This window comes from Paenibacillus sp. FSL H7-0331 (assembly GCF_001956045.1).
This window is the reverse complement of the sequence record NZ_MRTH01000008.1, coordinates 153,788-168,393: the sequence shown is the minus strand read 5'-3', so window position 1 is coordinate 168,393 and position 14,606 is coordinate 153,788. Positions and strand designations below refer to the sequence as shown.

The 14,606-nt window shown below is 44.9% G+C and carries 13 protein-coding genes; 4 read left to right on the top strand and 9 right to left on the bottom strand.

Going from position 1 to position 14,606, the window contains the following annotated elements; genetic code table 11:
• Nucleotides 1–73: 73 nt before the first annotated feature.
• From BK127_RS14165 to BK127_RS14140, 6 genes are all read right to left on the bottom strand, one after another.
• Nucleotides 74–1,633 carry a response regulator transcription factor gene (locus tag BK127_RS14165; RefSeq protein ID WP_076231042.1) on the bottom strand — a complete coding sequence of 520 codons (1,560 nt, stop codon included), beginning with the start codon at nt 1,631–1,633 and terminating at the stop codon, nt 74–76.
• Entirely contained in the window at nt 1,630–3,390 is a 1,761-nt protein-coding gene (locus BK127_RS14160; RefSeq protein ID WP_076231040.1) for a sensor histidine kinase, read from the bottom strand. The genes BK127_RS14165 and BK127_RS14160 overlap by 4 nt, the downstream gene beginning before the upstream one ends.
• A 166-nt stretch (nt 3,391–3,556) precedes the next feature.
• The gene (locus tag BK127_RS14155; RefSeq protein WP_076231038.1) at nt 3,557–4,387 is read right to left on the bottom strand and encodes a carbohydrate ABC transporter permease; all 831 of its coding nucleotides are present in this window, start codon (nt 4,385–4,387) and stop codon (nt 3,557–3,559) included.
• Nucleotides 4,388–4,399: 12 nt separating this feature from the next.
• Nucleotides 4,400–5,263: a carbohydrate ABC transporter permease gene (locus BK127_RS14150; RefSeq protein ID WP_076231367.1), complete on the bottom strand. Its 864-nt coding sequence runs from the start codon at nt 5,261–5,263 to the stop codon at nt 4,400–4,402.
• A gap of 49 nt (nt 5,264–5,312) precedes the next feature.
• The gene (locus BK127_RS14145; protein ID WP_076231036.1) at nt 5,313–6,695 is read right to left on the bottom strand and encodes an ABC transporter substrate-binding protein; all 1,383 of its coding nucleotides are present in this window, start codon (nt 6,693–6,695) and stop codon (nt 5,313–5,315) included.
• A 180-nt stretch (nt 6,696–6,875) separates the two neighbouring features.
• The gene (locus BK127_RS14140; RefSeq protein WP_076231034.1) at nt 6,876–9,113 is read right to left on the bottom strand and encodes a helix-turn-helix domain-containing protein; all 2,238 of its coding nucleotides are present in this window, start codon (nt 9,111–9,113) and stop codon (nt 6,876–6,878) included.
• A 239-nt stretch (nt 9,114–9,352) separates the two neighbouring features.
• Between BK127_RS14140 and BK127_RS14135 the strand changes: the two genes are divergently transcribed.
• The 4 genes from BK127_RS14135 to BK127_RS14115 all read left to right on the top strand — a co-directional run bounded on the left by BK127_RS14135 (nt 9,353) and on the right by BK127_RS14115 (nt 12,293).
• Entirely contained in the window at nt 9,353–10,174 is an 822-nt protein-coding gene (locus BK127_RS14135; RefSeq protein WP_076231032.1) for an HpcH/HpaI aldolase family protein, read from the top strand.
• 254 nt (nt 10,175–10,428) lie between these two features.
• Nucleotides 10,429–11,220 (top strand): MBL fold metallo-hydrolase, encoded by a 792-nt coding sequence (locus BK127_RS14130; RefSeq protein ID WP_305954297.1) that lies wholly within the window; start codon nt 10,429–10,431, stop codon nt 11,218–11,220.
• A gap of 177 nt (nt 11,221–11,397) precedes the next feature.
• On the top strand, nt 11,398–11,847 hold the full coding sequence (locus BK127_RS45535; protein ID WP_179097482.1) for a hypothetical protein: 450 nt from the start codon (nt 11,398–11,400) through the stop codon (nt 11,845–11,847).
• Between the two features lie 143 nt (nt 11,848–11,990).
• Nucleotides 11,991–12,293 carry a hypothetical protein gene (locus BK127_RS14115; protein ID WP_076231023.1) on the top strand — a complete coding sequence of 101 codons (303 nt, stop codon included), beginning with the start codon at nt 11,991–11,993 and terminating at the stop codon, nt 12,291–12,293.
• A gap of 19 nt (nt 12,294–12,312) precedes the next feature.
• Here the strand turns inward: BK127_RS14115 and BK127_RS14110 are convergent, their stop codons facing one another.
• The 3 genes from BK127_RS14110 to BK127_RS14100 form a co-directional block, all read right to left on the bottom strand.
• Complete coding sequence (locus tag BK127_RS14110; RefSeq protein WP_076231021.1) at nt 12,313–12,822, bottom strand: metallophosphoesterase; 510 nt, start codon at nt 12,820–12,822, stop codon at nt 12,313–12,315.
• Nucleotides 12,823–12,972: 150 nt separating this feature from the next.
• Nucleotides 12,973–13,353 carry a VOC family protein gene (locus tag BK127_RS14105; protein WP_076231019.1) on the bottom strand — a complete coding sequence of 127 codons (381 nt, stop codon included), beginning with the start codon at nt 13,351–13,353 and terminating at the stop codon, nt 12,973–12,975.
• Nucleotides 13,354–13,607: 254 nt separating this feature from the next.
• On the bottom strand, nt 13,608–14,471 hold the full coding sequence (locus tag BK127_RS14100; RefSeq protein ID WP_179097481.1) for a polysaccharide deacetylase family protein: 864 nt from the start codon (nt 14,469–14,471) through the stop codon (nt 13,608–13,610).
• Nucleotides 14,472–14,606: the final 135 nt, after the last annotated feature.

Sequence of the window (14,606 nt, the reverse complement as noted above, 5' to 3'; positions counted from 1 at the left end):
TATAAGATAAGAATGACCGCACCCAACAAGGAGAATCGCCTTCTAAAAAAGGAATATTTGAACTTCTTCAGGTTCACCTGTCTCTATTGTGTTTACGGAATTGGATTGGAGATAATCCGGTCTGTTTCTTAAATACTTTGCTGAAATAATTCTCATCCTCATAGCCGAGTGAATTAGCTAATTCCGCAATCGGAGCATCTGAATGGATCAACAGCGATATCGCCTTTTCCATCCGAAGGCTGGTTAAGCAGGACATGATGGTGGTATGGTATTGTTCTTTAAATTTTCTGGTCAAATGCTGTGGACTGAAATGAAAGGCTTCTGCCAGCGTAGACAACGAAATCTGATCCTGATAATGCTTGTGGATGTACTGATAAACCCCTTCAATTCCAAAAGATAACGATTGATCGTTTCCATACTCGGCCATTTCCCAGCAGCGCTGCTCAAGCTGAGCTTGCCATTCATCCAAGTCACTAATCCATAAGGAAAGTAAACCGTCTATTCGATCTTTGTTCGTTTGACTAGAACCTGCGATACGCTTCACCAGCAGGTTGGCTTCCATCGTGTACACTTGAAGTTGTTCCAGACGCAAGGAACCACAGGCGTGCAGCGCTTGAAAAAAAGCTCCTATAATATCCGTCAAACCGGCATGATGACCTCTCTGGATAGCGTTCATCAACAAGATTTCACGATCCGCCCATCGGGGCAATTCGTGGGTAGGGTTGATCGAGCCCTTCAATAGCTCGCTTTTCAATAAGGAGGTTCGTGCCTCGGCGACTGCAGGAAGCAGCTGTGTAGTATCCGCTACCGATATGAAGGTTCCTTGCAGCACTTCCAAGCCTAACGTCTCCCGCCATGCCTGCTCTAATTTTTTGAGATACCAGTTATATTCGTTCTTCATGTTATCTGAATGTGTAGATGACATGATCAGGATCCATTGGTATTCATCCAGCCTGCATAAGTAATGCACCACGTGAGATTTGAGAATTTCTTGCGCAATATTATTGACAGCGAATTGAAATAATCCGATATCCCCTACAAATCTTCCATCGATCAGCCTCGTTTTATTTCGCGGCAGCATAAAAGAAATACTCAGATTGTGAGAGGGGAGCCCGATTTTATGAAACAGATTGCGAAGGGTTTCGTCCTGCAGCACAACGTTCCCTTTAAGAAATTCGACCAACTTCTGCTCATCCAGAAGTGAATCGGCAAGGCGAAGGCGGTGACGCTTTTCAAGCTCCTCAATCGATTTGTTATGGATGGCTTGACTGGCCGTTACGGCGCGATAAACAGCTTCTTCCAAATCCTTGGTCTTGAACGGCTTCAGGATATAATCGACCCCGTTTGCTAACAGCGCTGCTCTTGTAAAGCTATAGTCGGCATAGCCGCTAACGACGATAACCTGGGTATCCCACCCTTCATCCCGGAGCGACTGCAGTAATTGAATCCCATCCATCTGCGGCATACTCATATCGCAAAATAAAATGACAGGCTGATGCTTCCTGACCAGCTCCATCGCCTGAATACCGTTATCGGCCATGAATCGTTCTGTTATGCCGAATTGTACCCAATCCACAGCAAGATCAATTCCTTTACGGACATGCTCTTCATCATCAGCTATCACTACTTTCATGATTCAGTCCTCCCCTCTGCAGTTTGATAAGGAATCGTAAAGGACACGACGGTAGCTTCGTAAGGTACACTTCGAATCCCCCAATGAAATTCCGGGCCGTAATAAAGCTGCAGCCGATGCAAAACGTTAAGAAGCCCAATCCTTGTATCGGAATTAAACTGATAATCCGCATAGCTCTGCTCCAGCTGCTCGATCATTTTGGATTCCAGACCTTTACCGTTATCTATGATTCGGATTTCAATAGCGGCACCGGACTCAATGCAAATGTGTACGGTTCCGTTTCCTCGACCTTTTTCCATGCCGTGCACGATACTGTTCTCAACCAATGGCTGAAGAATCATTTTCGGCACCTCTATGTTCATCAGCTGTGGCGGGCATGAAATTGTGTAGGACAGCTTGCTTGCAAATCTTCCCCCTTGAAGCGACAAATAATTTTCAATATGCCTAAGCTCGGTCTGCAAAGTTACCACCTCCGTCTTAAGGTCCATACTATAACGAAAAATATCTCCCAGCTCAGCGATTTTATCGTGGATTTCCCTTACGCCATGACTGAGTGCCAAGGTTCCAATGGACTGGAGGGTGTTGTAAAGAAAATGCGGATTAATTTGCGACTGCAGCATTTTTAGCCGGGCAGTTGATAGCTCCAATCGGTTCCGGTATTCTTCGTTAATCAATATATCCAGCTGCCGAACCATATTTTGAAAGCGCTCTTCCAAAACTCCCAACTCATCCGCTATCCCCGTCTTCTTATCCACCTTGAAATTCCCGGTCTGGACTTTGGCCATGTTTCTTATCATTCTCTTAATCCGCAGGATCATATAGTAGGACATCAGTGTCACTAATACAATGATAAATACAACACCAATGGATTGAACGATCAACGATTGGCTCAACGTCTGATTAGCTGCCTTATTAATGGTTGAATCGGGTACAAACCTTACTATGGTAAGGGGTAATTTCCTGAATTGATCCGTTGCATATATAAAAACACCTTGGGCTCCGTTCCATTCTCCGCTGATGAACCCATTCTGATCACGAATGCTTGCCACCATAGCGGTAATTTTATCGTCTCCAGCCTGATTCAGATCGGAATCGGAAGTGAATGCCAATTGAGGCTTTTGATGAATGAGGAAAAACTCCGAGCTCTCTTCCTCAGGATTGGAGATTCCGCTGACGATTCCTGCGATTTCTTTGGGACCAATATAGAGAGAAGTCAAGCCTAATACCCTCGAGTCGGGATAATCTATTAGCAGCTTGTTCATCGACAAAATCCGATCTTTACCCGTATGAGAAACCTGAAATTCTTTGGTAATGTCCCATTCATTAGCCTGTGCTTTGATCATCTTGGAGTCTGAGGATTGGATGCTTTGACCGTTACTATTAATCATATAACGCTGACCGGATAAAGCACTCATGAAATCAACGGCCTTCAATTCAAGATGGCTTGCGTAAATTTTTTGCATCTGTTGTGAAAAATATAAGGCTTCGTACGGTGTAATCTCCGAGCTTTGCAAATATTTCATTAAATCCTCGTCTTTATAAAAGGATACGGCCAAATCTGATAATTCAACGAAATACCTTTTGAGCCCGTCCATGCGGATCTTCATCGAATGCTTATTCAACTCAATGATTTGCCGTTTCACGGAATTGCTATTCGTCTGATAAGCGATCACATTGGATAGAAAGAAGGGAATGACTGACGCAACCAGCATTCCCATTAATAATTTCGCAAACAAGCTTTTTTTTATCCAGCTCATATCGGTTCTCCTTGGATCAATATGATGAATCCACGTTTGTTGGAACGATTATACAGGCGGCTATATTTATAAAGCAAGACTTTTTACTTGATCCTATGACTAAATAAATGAAATCACAAAAAAAGCTGTCTCATAGTCATTGTATGACCTGTGAGACAGCCCTCTATTATCCTTTCACAGCACCAAGCGTAATCCCTTTGGTAAAATATTTTTGAAAATAAACGAACAACCCGATCAGCGGTAACGTAGCAAGAACGGCTCCGGCCATAGCAATACCGTAATTATTGTGGAATTCCTGCGCCTTCTGCACAACCCGTACACCTACAGGCAGCGTGAACATAGAATCCTTTGTCAGAATTAACAGCTGCCACACGTAATCATTCCAGGTGTTGACGAAGGTGAATATCGCCAGCACAGCCAGGCCCGGCTTTGCCAAAGGCAGGATGACCCGCGTGAAAATTTGAACCTCGCTGCCCCCGTCTATTCTTGCCGCTTCAATCAGCGCGGTCGGCAGCGTCTGCATGAACTGCCTTAAGAGAAATACGCCGAACGGCCAGCCGACAACCGGCAGCATCGCTCCCGCGTAGGTGTTGATCAAGCCCAGCTCATTCATCATTTGAAACAGCGGGATAAACATAACGGCATGCGGCAGCGTAAGCGATCCTACCATCAGCGCAAAAATATAACCGCCCGCTTTAAACTGGATCTTGGCAATAGCGTAAGCGGCCATTGAGCTTAACAGCAGCACGCATACCGTCGCGCCTGATGAAATGAACAGACTGTTACCAAACCATTTGATAACAGAATGATCAACGAATAATGTTCGATAATTAATCCAAGTTGGCTGCAGCGGTATCCATTCCGGTGGGATCTGTATGGCTACGGTCAAGTTTTTAAAAGAACCCGTCACCATCCAGTACAACGGCCATATAAAAAAAGCTGCAGCGATCACAAGTATGACATTGAAAATCCATTGGTTGCTGCTTTTGTTCCCCATCATCCGCTCTCCTTAATATTCGATGTCGGTCTTAAGCAGCTTGAACTGAATGATTGCGATCGTTGTGATAATCAAACACAGCACGATTCCCATTGCGTTGGCGGCTCCAAAATTCATATTCATAAACGCTTCGCGATAAATAAGCATCAAAATGGTAGTAGTCTTATAAGCCGGTCCGCCTCCGGTCATCAATAAGATAACCGTGAAAATCTGGAATGCGGCGATCATCCCTGTAACCACCACATACAATAAGCTGGGCTTCAGCAGCGGCAGCGTAATCGAGAATAAAATACGTTTCGGTGTAGCTCCATCTATGTTGGCCGATTCATACAGCTCCTGAGGAATACCGTCAAGTCCTGCGGAAATAACGACAACCGCCGTACCGAGTGTGATGGTGATAACAATCAAGGATAAGGCGTAGACGCCAAAATTGATCCCAAGCCAATTGACAGGCTCCATCCCGACCAAACTCAACGCATAATTGGCAAATCCAAACTGGTTATTGTAAATATAATCCCACACCATCGCGAGACTGACGACAGAGGTGACACCAGGCACATAAAACACCGCTTTATAAAAGGACTGCAGCTTGCTGGAGAAGCTGTTAATGGTCAAGGAAATACATAAGGCAATAACGGTCTGGGCCGGAACAATCAGAATGACGAATAAAAGGGTCGTTCGGATCGATTTCAGAAAGGTCTCATCTTGAAATATCGTTATATAATTTCCTAATCCATTCCAATAATATTGGGTGTAGTCAAACCCGTATAGACTCGATTTAAAAGCCTGGATGACGGGATAAATGACAAATGACAAAAACACGATCAGCATCGGCAGTACGAACAGCCAGCCGGTCAACTCTCTCCTCGTGCTCATTGAAAACGTGTTACGGCTTGGGGTCATAAGGTTATCCTTTCAAGCTTACTTATTTGTTATATTTTTGAGTAATGTCATTGAATTTCTTGGATATATTGTCGACCGTCTGCTTCGGTGTTGCGGCATTAATGAACATCCGCTGCATCTCGGGATACATCGCAGCTCGCATTTCGGTAAAGCCTTTGACCTTGGTTAGCGGATCAATAAGCGGCCATTGTCCTGACTTGGTCAGCAGGGTTGTCAAGAAGCCCCATTCCTTATCCTCTTTTGTCCAAGCTGGAGCATCACCAACCGATTTCATTATTTTTTGGGCGTTGAAGAACATCTCGGTATCATTGATCGCCCATTTGAAAAAGATTTTGGCCCATTTCACCTTATTCGGGTCTTGATCCTTGAAGATCGTTCCATTGCCAAGAGCTAATTTAATACCGGATGTGCCTTTCACCTCTGACGGGAAATTCACAAACATATAATCGAACGGTTCCTTGATGCTGCCGTCTTTGATTTTCGCTTTAATATTTTGCACAACGGCTGGAGAAGCGACTACCATCCCATTTTTGCCTTGGTAAAAGAAATCGTTGGCGTTCGTGGTTGATAGCGTTTCCGGGTGTGGATTCACGAGTCCTTCATCGACCAGCGATTTGAAGAAAGTCATGACCTGCTCGGTTTTCGGATTCTCGGCAGCCAAATATTTGCTGTAGTTATCGTTGAACAACTTCACCCCGTGGGTCATCAGCGTGTTGTTATACAGCTCGTCCCCCTGCTCATTCAACGCATACATCGTGAAGCCATACGTATTATTTTTTGGATCAGCAACAGCCTTAAGCGCAGCCTTAAATTCATCCAGCGTCCAAGTGCGGAACTCATCCTTCGGCAGTAAGTCGAGAGCATTAGCCTTGGCCCACATGCTTTTATTGACCAGAATCGTAACCGGTGTCGCAGCCAACGGCATAATGATAATCTGATTGTTCAGAGACACCAGCTTCATCATATCCGGGTTGCTGCGAACCGCTTCCAAATCCTTAGGTGACAAAATATCATCCAACGGTTCAATAACACCTAATTGAGAAAGCGGCAATATGCGGTTTGGTACATCAAAATAAATGTTGGGCAGTGTCTTCGAGGCAGCCGCAACGGAAATCTTCTCCTGGATGCCGTCAAAAGGAATCAGCTCCACATTAATCTTCACATTCGGATAGATTTTGTTAAACTCCGCAACCAGATCCTGACTAATCCACTCTCCAGCCTTCTGCCCGTCTTTACCCAAGCCGGTTGGCGTTGCCCACAGCGTAAGCTCGACCTTCTCGTCGCTTCCACCCTTGGCACCTCCCGTTGTGTTGGCTGCAGACGGTTTGTTGTCACTACATCCAGAGACAATGATCGAAACCACCATAACAACCGATAACAGAAACGCAAATGTATGTTTTTTCAAATAAAACACCCCTCTCCTTGTTGGTCGTCACTATGGAAGCATCTGCATAATCGAATTACCGGTAGCCCTCCCTTTTCGTTGATTCGCAGTGCACTCCTTATTTCAAAAGTAGCATCGGAAACGACCATTCAGGTAGGTTGAATATTCAAGATTACCGTTAAATTCTAAGTTTTCCCGGGATTAAGTAGACTGATTTCGGTATTGAGAAGGGGTCAACCCGGTTTTATCCTTAAACCAGATGCCAAAATAATGTGGGTCCGCATAACCAACTTCCTTGGAAATTTCTTTAATTTTCAAATTCGATTCCCCAAGTAAACGTCGCGCATGTCCAAGCCTGATTTGGCTTAAATAGTCCATGAAGCTGGTTCCAAGCTCCTTTTTAAACAATTGACTGAAATAAACACTATTAATATGAAGGATGCGTGCCATAAAATCGATGCCCATCTCATAGTTGTTGTATTCCGCTTCCATAACAGACACTGCTTTTTGAATCGCTGGACTTAAGCTCCGAGCACCCTGTCCTCCGATAGCTTGAATATATTTCTCAATCGCGGCGATTAATTCATCAAAATTTCGTTGGAACGATCCCTGGGAATCAACCAGCAGATCAGTCTGCCAAATTCTCGGGTCAAATAACTGCTGCGGATCGACATGATGCTTAACCGAAAGCTGCTGCAGGTAAATATACATATTCGCAAGCAGCGTATGAATAATGAAAGGTTTGATATTATTGTCCCGAATAAAAATGAGCAAATTCCCGACCAAAGTTCGGCACTGCTCCGGATCAGCCTGCTCGATGTAATATTTAAGCTGGTTTTCAAGTTTGTCCGGGTAGGTCGTCTGCCATACTTTCCCCATCACAGCCTCGTAGCTCATGCAATGTGAATCGATGAAAAACCGATATTTGCTTAATTCCTTCGCTTCCTCGAACGAGTTTTTAACAAAATAGATCTCATTGTAATCATTCCCTATATAGCCGACCGCTGAAATTTCCAGCTGTGTATGATAATAATCGATCAGTTCGTTGGTTATCCGGTACGTCTCTTCTTTACTATCATTAAATAAGATGCAGTATTGCCCCGGCTTCAATGTAAAGCACACCATAGGGCTTGTTTCCCCATATCGATACATCCGTTCCTCCATCAGCTTCAGCTTGTGGGCAGGCAAATCGATCGCAAAGTCAATAAGCACAACCTGATAAAAGGGCTGAATCAGCGGGAGCGCTGTCAATTGGTTGAGCTCCATAAACTCTTCCTTGCTCATATTTTGTTCAAGAATCGATCGAAGCATTTTTTCCCGTCGCAGTGGAATGCCTTCACGGATATTATCGAGCATTCGATTAAAGCTGCTGCCGAGTATCCCCACCTCGTCTTTATATAAGGAAAGGAATTTGACATTCAGGTTGCCCCGCTCGACTTCTTTGTTCAATATTGTGAGGGTTTTGAGTGGTCCGGAAATCGATTTGGAAATCTTCAAGGAAATCAGACTAATCAATATAAATGAACCGATAAAGAACACGACCCAAATAAAATAAATATATTTAATGTCCTTAAATAGTACATTTTGCTCTATCGTATAAGTAAATTTCCAGTTGGTCAGCGGGTTCGTGGAATATGTGACAATGTAGGTTTTACCTCCAGCTTCTGTAAAATAGTGCCCTTTGGCCGCATTCATTTTGCTCGTATCGATGATCGACTGCTGTCTGCCCGATTCATCCTGAGAGTAAATTTCCCCGCTGCTGACGACAATGCTGTAAATCCCGTCCATCTGGCTGTCTGAGGTAAACATCGTTTTGAGAATATCCGGCGATATGGTGAAGAGGACCACCCCGAGTGTTTGCTGATTACGGATGCTTTTAATGGAGCGGAGCATATGCATCGTTTTTTTGCTTTGTGACCAGTCGGTAATTTCCCATTGGTACAAGCCGTCACGATTCTCTGCCATTCGGAACCAGGCCGTATCCCGGTAATTGCCGTTGGGCGCGGAGGTTAGCAGATTACTGCTTTCACCGAAGGTAAACGCATTATTGTAATTATCCATAATCGCGATCGAGCTGATCCCATACGAATTGTTAATAATCTCTTTGATCTTTTGATTGATGTCTTGAAAAGCCTTCAATCGATCCTCAGGGTTCAATAAATCGGCGTTACTTTCCAGATGGTCCTGAATGGCAGGGTTGTATATCAGCAGCACAGACGATTTATCAATTCCATTCAAGTAGTTATTCAGGTTGCCGCGGAAGGCGTCCAGATTCGTCAATGTGGAGCTTATTTCCTTGTCCGTCATCATATTTTTGTAAATCATAATGGTCGTCGTGGAGAACAGCGTCAGTGCAATCAAGCATACGAATGAAATCGCTATCGTCAGCTTATAGCTTAATTTCAAATTATGAAATACGAGACCCAGCCTGGTCAGCATATCCATCCCCTCTTTCTTGGACTTGTCCGTCTTTACCAGTAACAGTATAACAAAGACTTAGAGATTCCAAGAGGCAATCTGATCCAAAAACCTTGAAATATCGGCATTCTATAATATGAGACCCTTTTCTATAAAATCTAACCTACCGCCGACAGCCGCTACCTTCTATAGTAAGCTTCAGAATTGCATACCGTATAAGCCTAAACCTCTTATAACGGTCAACCCAAGGAGGAATTGAAATGCACGAAACTATGATTCGAATGAGACCCAGTCGTGTGCTGCACAAGCTTCGTGCCGGCGAGGTTGTCATGAGCACCAAGCTGAATTTAGCCGATTCACGGGTAGTCGAAATTGCCGCGATGTCGGGCTTCGATTGTATATGGACAGATATGGAGCACGTAGCCAATGATTGGTCCGTTATTGAAAGGCAAATACTCGCGGCCAAGGCGTATGGGGTCGATATCATTGTTCGTGTGGCGCGTGGGAGCTACAGCGACCTGGTCCGACCGCTTGAACTGGATGCCACAGGTATTATGGTGCCGCACGTGATGAGTCTCTCCGATGCAAGGCTGGTCATCCAGCAAACCAAATTTCATCCGCTCGGCCGTCGGCCTGTCGATGGAGGCAATGCAGATGGAGCCTACTGCAATATTGAATTTACGGATTATTTGCAGCAAGCGAATACGGAGCGGTTTAATATTCTGCAAATCGAGGACCCGGAAGCTATGGATGAGCTGGAGGAAATCGCCAGTATGCCCGGCGTGGATATGATTTTCTTCGGGCCGGGCGATTTCAGCCAAGGAATTGGCGCACCCGGACAGATGGATCATCCGAAAATTGCCGAGGCACGCAAACGGATAGCCGCAGCAGCTGCCGACAAAGGAATATTCGCAGGGACTGTAGGCACTGTAGGTAACTGGGACGAGCTTGTCGCTATGGGCTACAGCTTCATCAATATAGGAGCAGATGTCATCGGTTTAAGTCATTATTATCGGCAGCTGAGAGAAAGTATGTCCGGCAAGCAGCTTTCGATGCCCTCTGGAATGTATGGTGAAAAGTGATTACACCCAATTTATAAGAAAACCTCTATCGAGGCCTTTCAAAGATGAGCGACCGCGGTTCAGAGGTAGGTTTTCTTGAAACATAACAATTCTTCAGCTCCGCTGAAAACTTATAAATTCTTATGTTATAAAAAATAACGTATGACCGGTCCATGCGGCCGGTTTTTTTACATTCCCCGAACGGTTTCTCCGAGTGTACAAATCCCACCAAGTAGTTTATATTTATTTTACTTAAATCATCAGCTGGAAAGAATGTGGAAACAGTGAAAGATACCTTGACCTTATGGGGGACAGGCGATTCAATGGGTGTCCCCAGAGTATACTGCTCCTGCGGGGTATGCACCGAGGCCAGAACGAGCGGCGCTAATCGGCGATTCCGTTCATCCGCTCTGCTGCATACGTCCGTTGGTAAGCTATTGATTGATTGCGGTCCCGAGTGGCGCACCCAAATGGAGCATTACGGACTCAGGAGTCTTGAGCATGTGCTCATTACTCATGCGCATTTTGACCATATAGCCGGACTTCCCGAATGGGCAGATGCTTGCCGTTACAGCCATATGAAGGGTCATGTGTATGCGCCAGCCGATGTGCTGACCCAGCTTCGCACGATGTTTCCCTGGCTGGAAAACCAGTTCGACTACCACGATTGCAGCGGCAGTATGGTATGGGGCGAGTGGGTTGTTCGTCCTTGGAAGGTATGCCATGGCAAGAATGGCTTCTCTTATGCTTATCGCTTTGACAAGCACACGGATCAGCCGTACCACTTTGCCTACTGCTCAGATGCAATTAATCTGAATGAAGAGGAAAAAGCTCCTCTATTTGGCTTACAGCTATTAATTATCGGTACTAATTTCTATAAGGAAGAATCTGCAATCGAGACACGATCTGTCTACGATATGACCGAAGCCCTTGAACTGCTGCAAGAAACGAAGCCTGAGCATACGATATTTACCCATATGTCGCATGGTGTTGACGTTCTTGAACAGTATGGCCTTCCCGTAAGTGTCGTAATGGCCCGAACCGGCATGATTTTGGAGCTGGAGTAAAAGCTGGATTGGACATGAAGTCTGGGGCAGCTCAACAAGTCTATGGAACGGAAAAAGACTATAAGTTCCTTGTTCAGGAGCTTATAGTCTTTTTCGTGAGGTTTTGGTCATAGTGAATGGAGCCTGCTCACAGCGCGGGGGTCATCTGCAACTATTTATAGCGCTGCCTGCAGGTTATTGATATATGCTGCGGTTAAAGGATTGCAGATGGTTGCCGGTCTGAGATTGAAAGGCAACATTCGTGGCTTCCTGAACAGCCATCTCCAGCTGCGAACACAATTGAGCGCATTCCTGCATACGCTGAAGCGCAACCTGATGAGTTTGCAGCGCATTTTGGATAACCTGCACCGCTTGACGCTCACGCTGGGCGATTTGCTCCAGCTGTTGGGCGTTTTGCTGCTCCTGTTGAAGCATAATTTGATAGGTCTGATTCGAATGCTGCGTTTGCTGAATCAGCTGTTGGATGATTTGCTGGCATTGACGCGCTTGCTGGACGATGTTATGGATGTGAATCTCCTCCTCAGAATGGTTAGGTTTGGTATATCACCCATATTATTCTGGTTTATAGGGAAGGAAATTATGCATGATTTATTAAAAACGGGGCAAAGAAAAATGAATGCGGATTGATCTCCAAGCGCGATATGATTTGGGGGACTACCTGAAATCTGCTATGATAAATAATAAGGATTTACTTGAGTCTTCATACTACAGCCCAATAACTAACAAGCTGAGCAAGGTTATCCGAACTCCCAGGTAAAGGAGCATACATCATGGCATTCGGTATCAAACGAGCTGAGCTTCAGCAATGGAAAGCTACGGTCGCAAGAGGTGATATCGCTTTTCTCACCCATTATTGGTTCGATCCGCGCTTTCCAAATGTGAACACTGTTACCAAAGTAGGCTGCTCCGATCTGGGCAAGCTGGCGGCTTGGTGTACAGCTCATGAATTGAACCCGGACTATATTCATCATCGCCAGCCCTATCCCCACTATGATCTGATCGGTCCGAGGCAAATCGAAATATTACAACAAGAGCAATTGTGGCATCATCTGGAGAGATTCAAGCTGTTGTAACCTGAACATCTTTTTCTCTTCACTGCTCCTCACTGGGAACGACCATCGCCTTGATTTGTTCGAACGAAATTGGCGTATAGTCCCACAGCTCGACTGAGACATTAATATACTGCTTTCCTTCATATTTCTGTCCATGAATGTGGCCATGAACGTTCACATAAGGCATATGCTTGTTCATATACATCGGCTCATGAGACAGGAAGTAAAACCCGTTATATACAATTGGGTTTTCACTTACCTCATCAAAACCGGCATCCAACCACCAGCTTCTCGATCGACCACGATCATGATTTCCGAGGATCAAGGTTTTGTAACCGTTAAGCCTTGACACGATACTTGCTGTCTTGTCCTTGTTCAGAAATGAAAAGTCGCCCAGATGGATCACCTTGTCGTCCTTGGTTACGACCGCATTCCACTTCTCAATCATCGTTTCGGTCATTTCATCGGCGTCACGGAAAGGTCTTGATTCAAAGTCTATAATATTCGTATGACCAAAATGATGATCAGAAATCACATGTACGTTGGACATCAGTATCAGCTCCTCGGGATCAATAGAATTGTATTTCTATTATAACCGCACCTATGGAATCATCACAATTGATGTTCACGTACACACTGAGACCAAGGCCAGAGGTTGACGGTACTTGTCCCGTTTAATCGGGCATACATATACCTATTTTTAGAGCTTCCTTTTATCCTCACATATCATGAGTATATTGCCATCGGGGTCCTTGAAAGTGAAGAACGATATGTTGTCATGCTCTTCGATCTCCGTGACGACTTCTATCCCTTTCTCTTTTACAAAATGGTACGAATCCATAAGCTTCTTCGTTTCAAAAAATAATTGAGTCTTATTGTTCTGACTGCTGTCGTCTCTACGGTTACTGTCCAGCAGCAGGTCCGACCCGCCATCCATATGCAAGCTATAAATTGTTCCCTCATGACTATCAGCGTGAATTGGCAATCCAAGCAGCTCGCTGTACCACTGGATCGCTTTTGGCATATCCGTCACATGTACAAATACTGCACCTATTCGATTTGTTATCGGACTATTAGTCATTACAATCGCTCCTCACGTTTGATCCATGATTTTGTAAAGAATCTTCTCCCAATCGTTTCTCCGAAACCGTTAACCTCATTGTGTAGGGTATATTTTCTCCTCACAACAAGAACACTTGTTCCAATTATTATAATCCCATTATATGGGTATGTCATTAGATTTATTTTGCATGTCCCCAGGAAATTCGTTAAAAGACAAAAAACCTTCAGGTGCGTATCACACACCTAAAGGTTTTATCACAATTTGGCCAATCTTCAACGAGACGTTTTCCGCACAGCAACAATTTTTTGGGCAATTATCGCTTCCAGTCCCTCTGGAGACACTTGCGGAGCACCCGCATTAATGCGCGGTATCCGGTATGGATCTACACCTCGGGTCGCCATCAAGGGCTGGATTGTAAAGCCATAGTGGATACCGGCTGCTTGGACAGCTAGGGCTGTATTTTTATCTGAAATGCCAAAAGGGTAGGCCATCGTATCCACCTGATGAGGATCAGCCTGCTCCACATTTGCTTTGCAGGTTCGGGTATCCGCCAACATTCTATCTATGTACTGTTGATCCGTTTCATCGGCTTCTTGAACCAAATAAGCTTTTCCATCCTCGCGTTTACCATGAAAAGCATGTGTATGGCACTCGGCATCAATCAAATCGGAGCCGGTGGTCATGGCGGTGATCTGCTCCCGCGACATTTTTGGCGGAGTATCCTCCTGCGGGTGATCCAGCGTCTCGGTAATAATAAAATTGACTGCCGGAATCTGCAGCTCCTTCAATATGGGAACACCCATTGTATAAAAGCTCTCATAGCCATCGTCAAAAGTTACCAGTACCGCATTATCTGGAACCTCCGCACCACCGAGAAACTTTTTGAATTGATCCAAGGTAATGAAGTGATGTCCCTTGCTCTGCAAATATGCAAGCTGCTGTCTGAACAGCTCGGGCTTGATCGTGCTTGAGCTCGTATCTTCTTCATGAAGATGATGGTACATGAGGACAGCAACCTGATCGGTATAATGCGCATCGCGCTTGTCGAATTGCTGAACAATCGTAAGGCCTATCACGCATATAAGCAGGCCTGTCAACCAATAACGAATGATGACTTCCGCTCTCCCTTCGGGCAATACCGTTATCTGTACAATATCCGGCTTCACACCTGTGCTGATGTACCTTTAGAGATCGGGTACCAGAAGAATAAACAGATTGAAGCGATTTTGATTATACCATAAGGGTTGACCGTTTGGGAAAATGAACGTTGT

What these genes read in the sequence shown, in the direction of transcription:
- BK127_RS14165 (WP_076231042.1), bottom strand. Translation starts at nt 1,633, where the DNA reads ATGAAAGTAGTGATAGCTGATGATGAAGAGCATGTCCGTAAAGGAATT.
- BK127_RS14160 (WP_076231040.1), bottom strand. Translation starts at nt 3,390, where the DNA reads ATGAGCTGGATAAAAAAAAGCTTGTTTGCGAAATTATTAATGGGAATG.
- BK127_RS14155 (WP_076231038.1), bottom strand. Translation starts at nt 4,387, where the DNA reads ATGGGGAACAAAAGCAGCAACCAATGGATTTTCAATGTCATACTTGTG.
- BK127_RS14150 (WP_076231367.1), bottom strand. Translation starts at nt 5,263, where the DNA reads ATGAGCACGAGGAGAGAGTTGACCGGCTGGCTGTTCGTACTGCCGATG.
- BK127_RS14140 (WP_076231034.1), bottom strand. Translation starts at nt 9,113, where the DNA reads ATGCTGACCAGGCTGGGTCTCGTATTTCATAATTTGAAATTAAGCTAT.
- BK127_RS14135 (WP_076231032.1), top strand. Translation starts at nt 9,353, where the DNA reads ATGCACGAAACTATGATTCGAATGAGACCCAGTCGTGTGCTGCACAAG.
- BK127_RS14115 (WP_076231023.1), top strand. Translation starts at nt 11,991, where the DNA reads ATGGCATTCGGTATCAAACGAGCTGAGCTTCAGCAATGGAAAGCTACG.
- BK127_RS14110 (WP_076231021.1), bottom strand. Translation starts at nt 12,822, where the DNA reads ATGTCCAACGTACATGTGATTTCTGATCATCATTTTGGTCATACGAAT.
- BK127_RS14105 (WP_076231019.1), bottom strand. Translation starts at nt 13,353, where the DNA reads ATGACTAATAGTCCGATAACAAATCGAATAGGTGCAGTATTTGTACAT.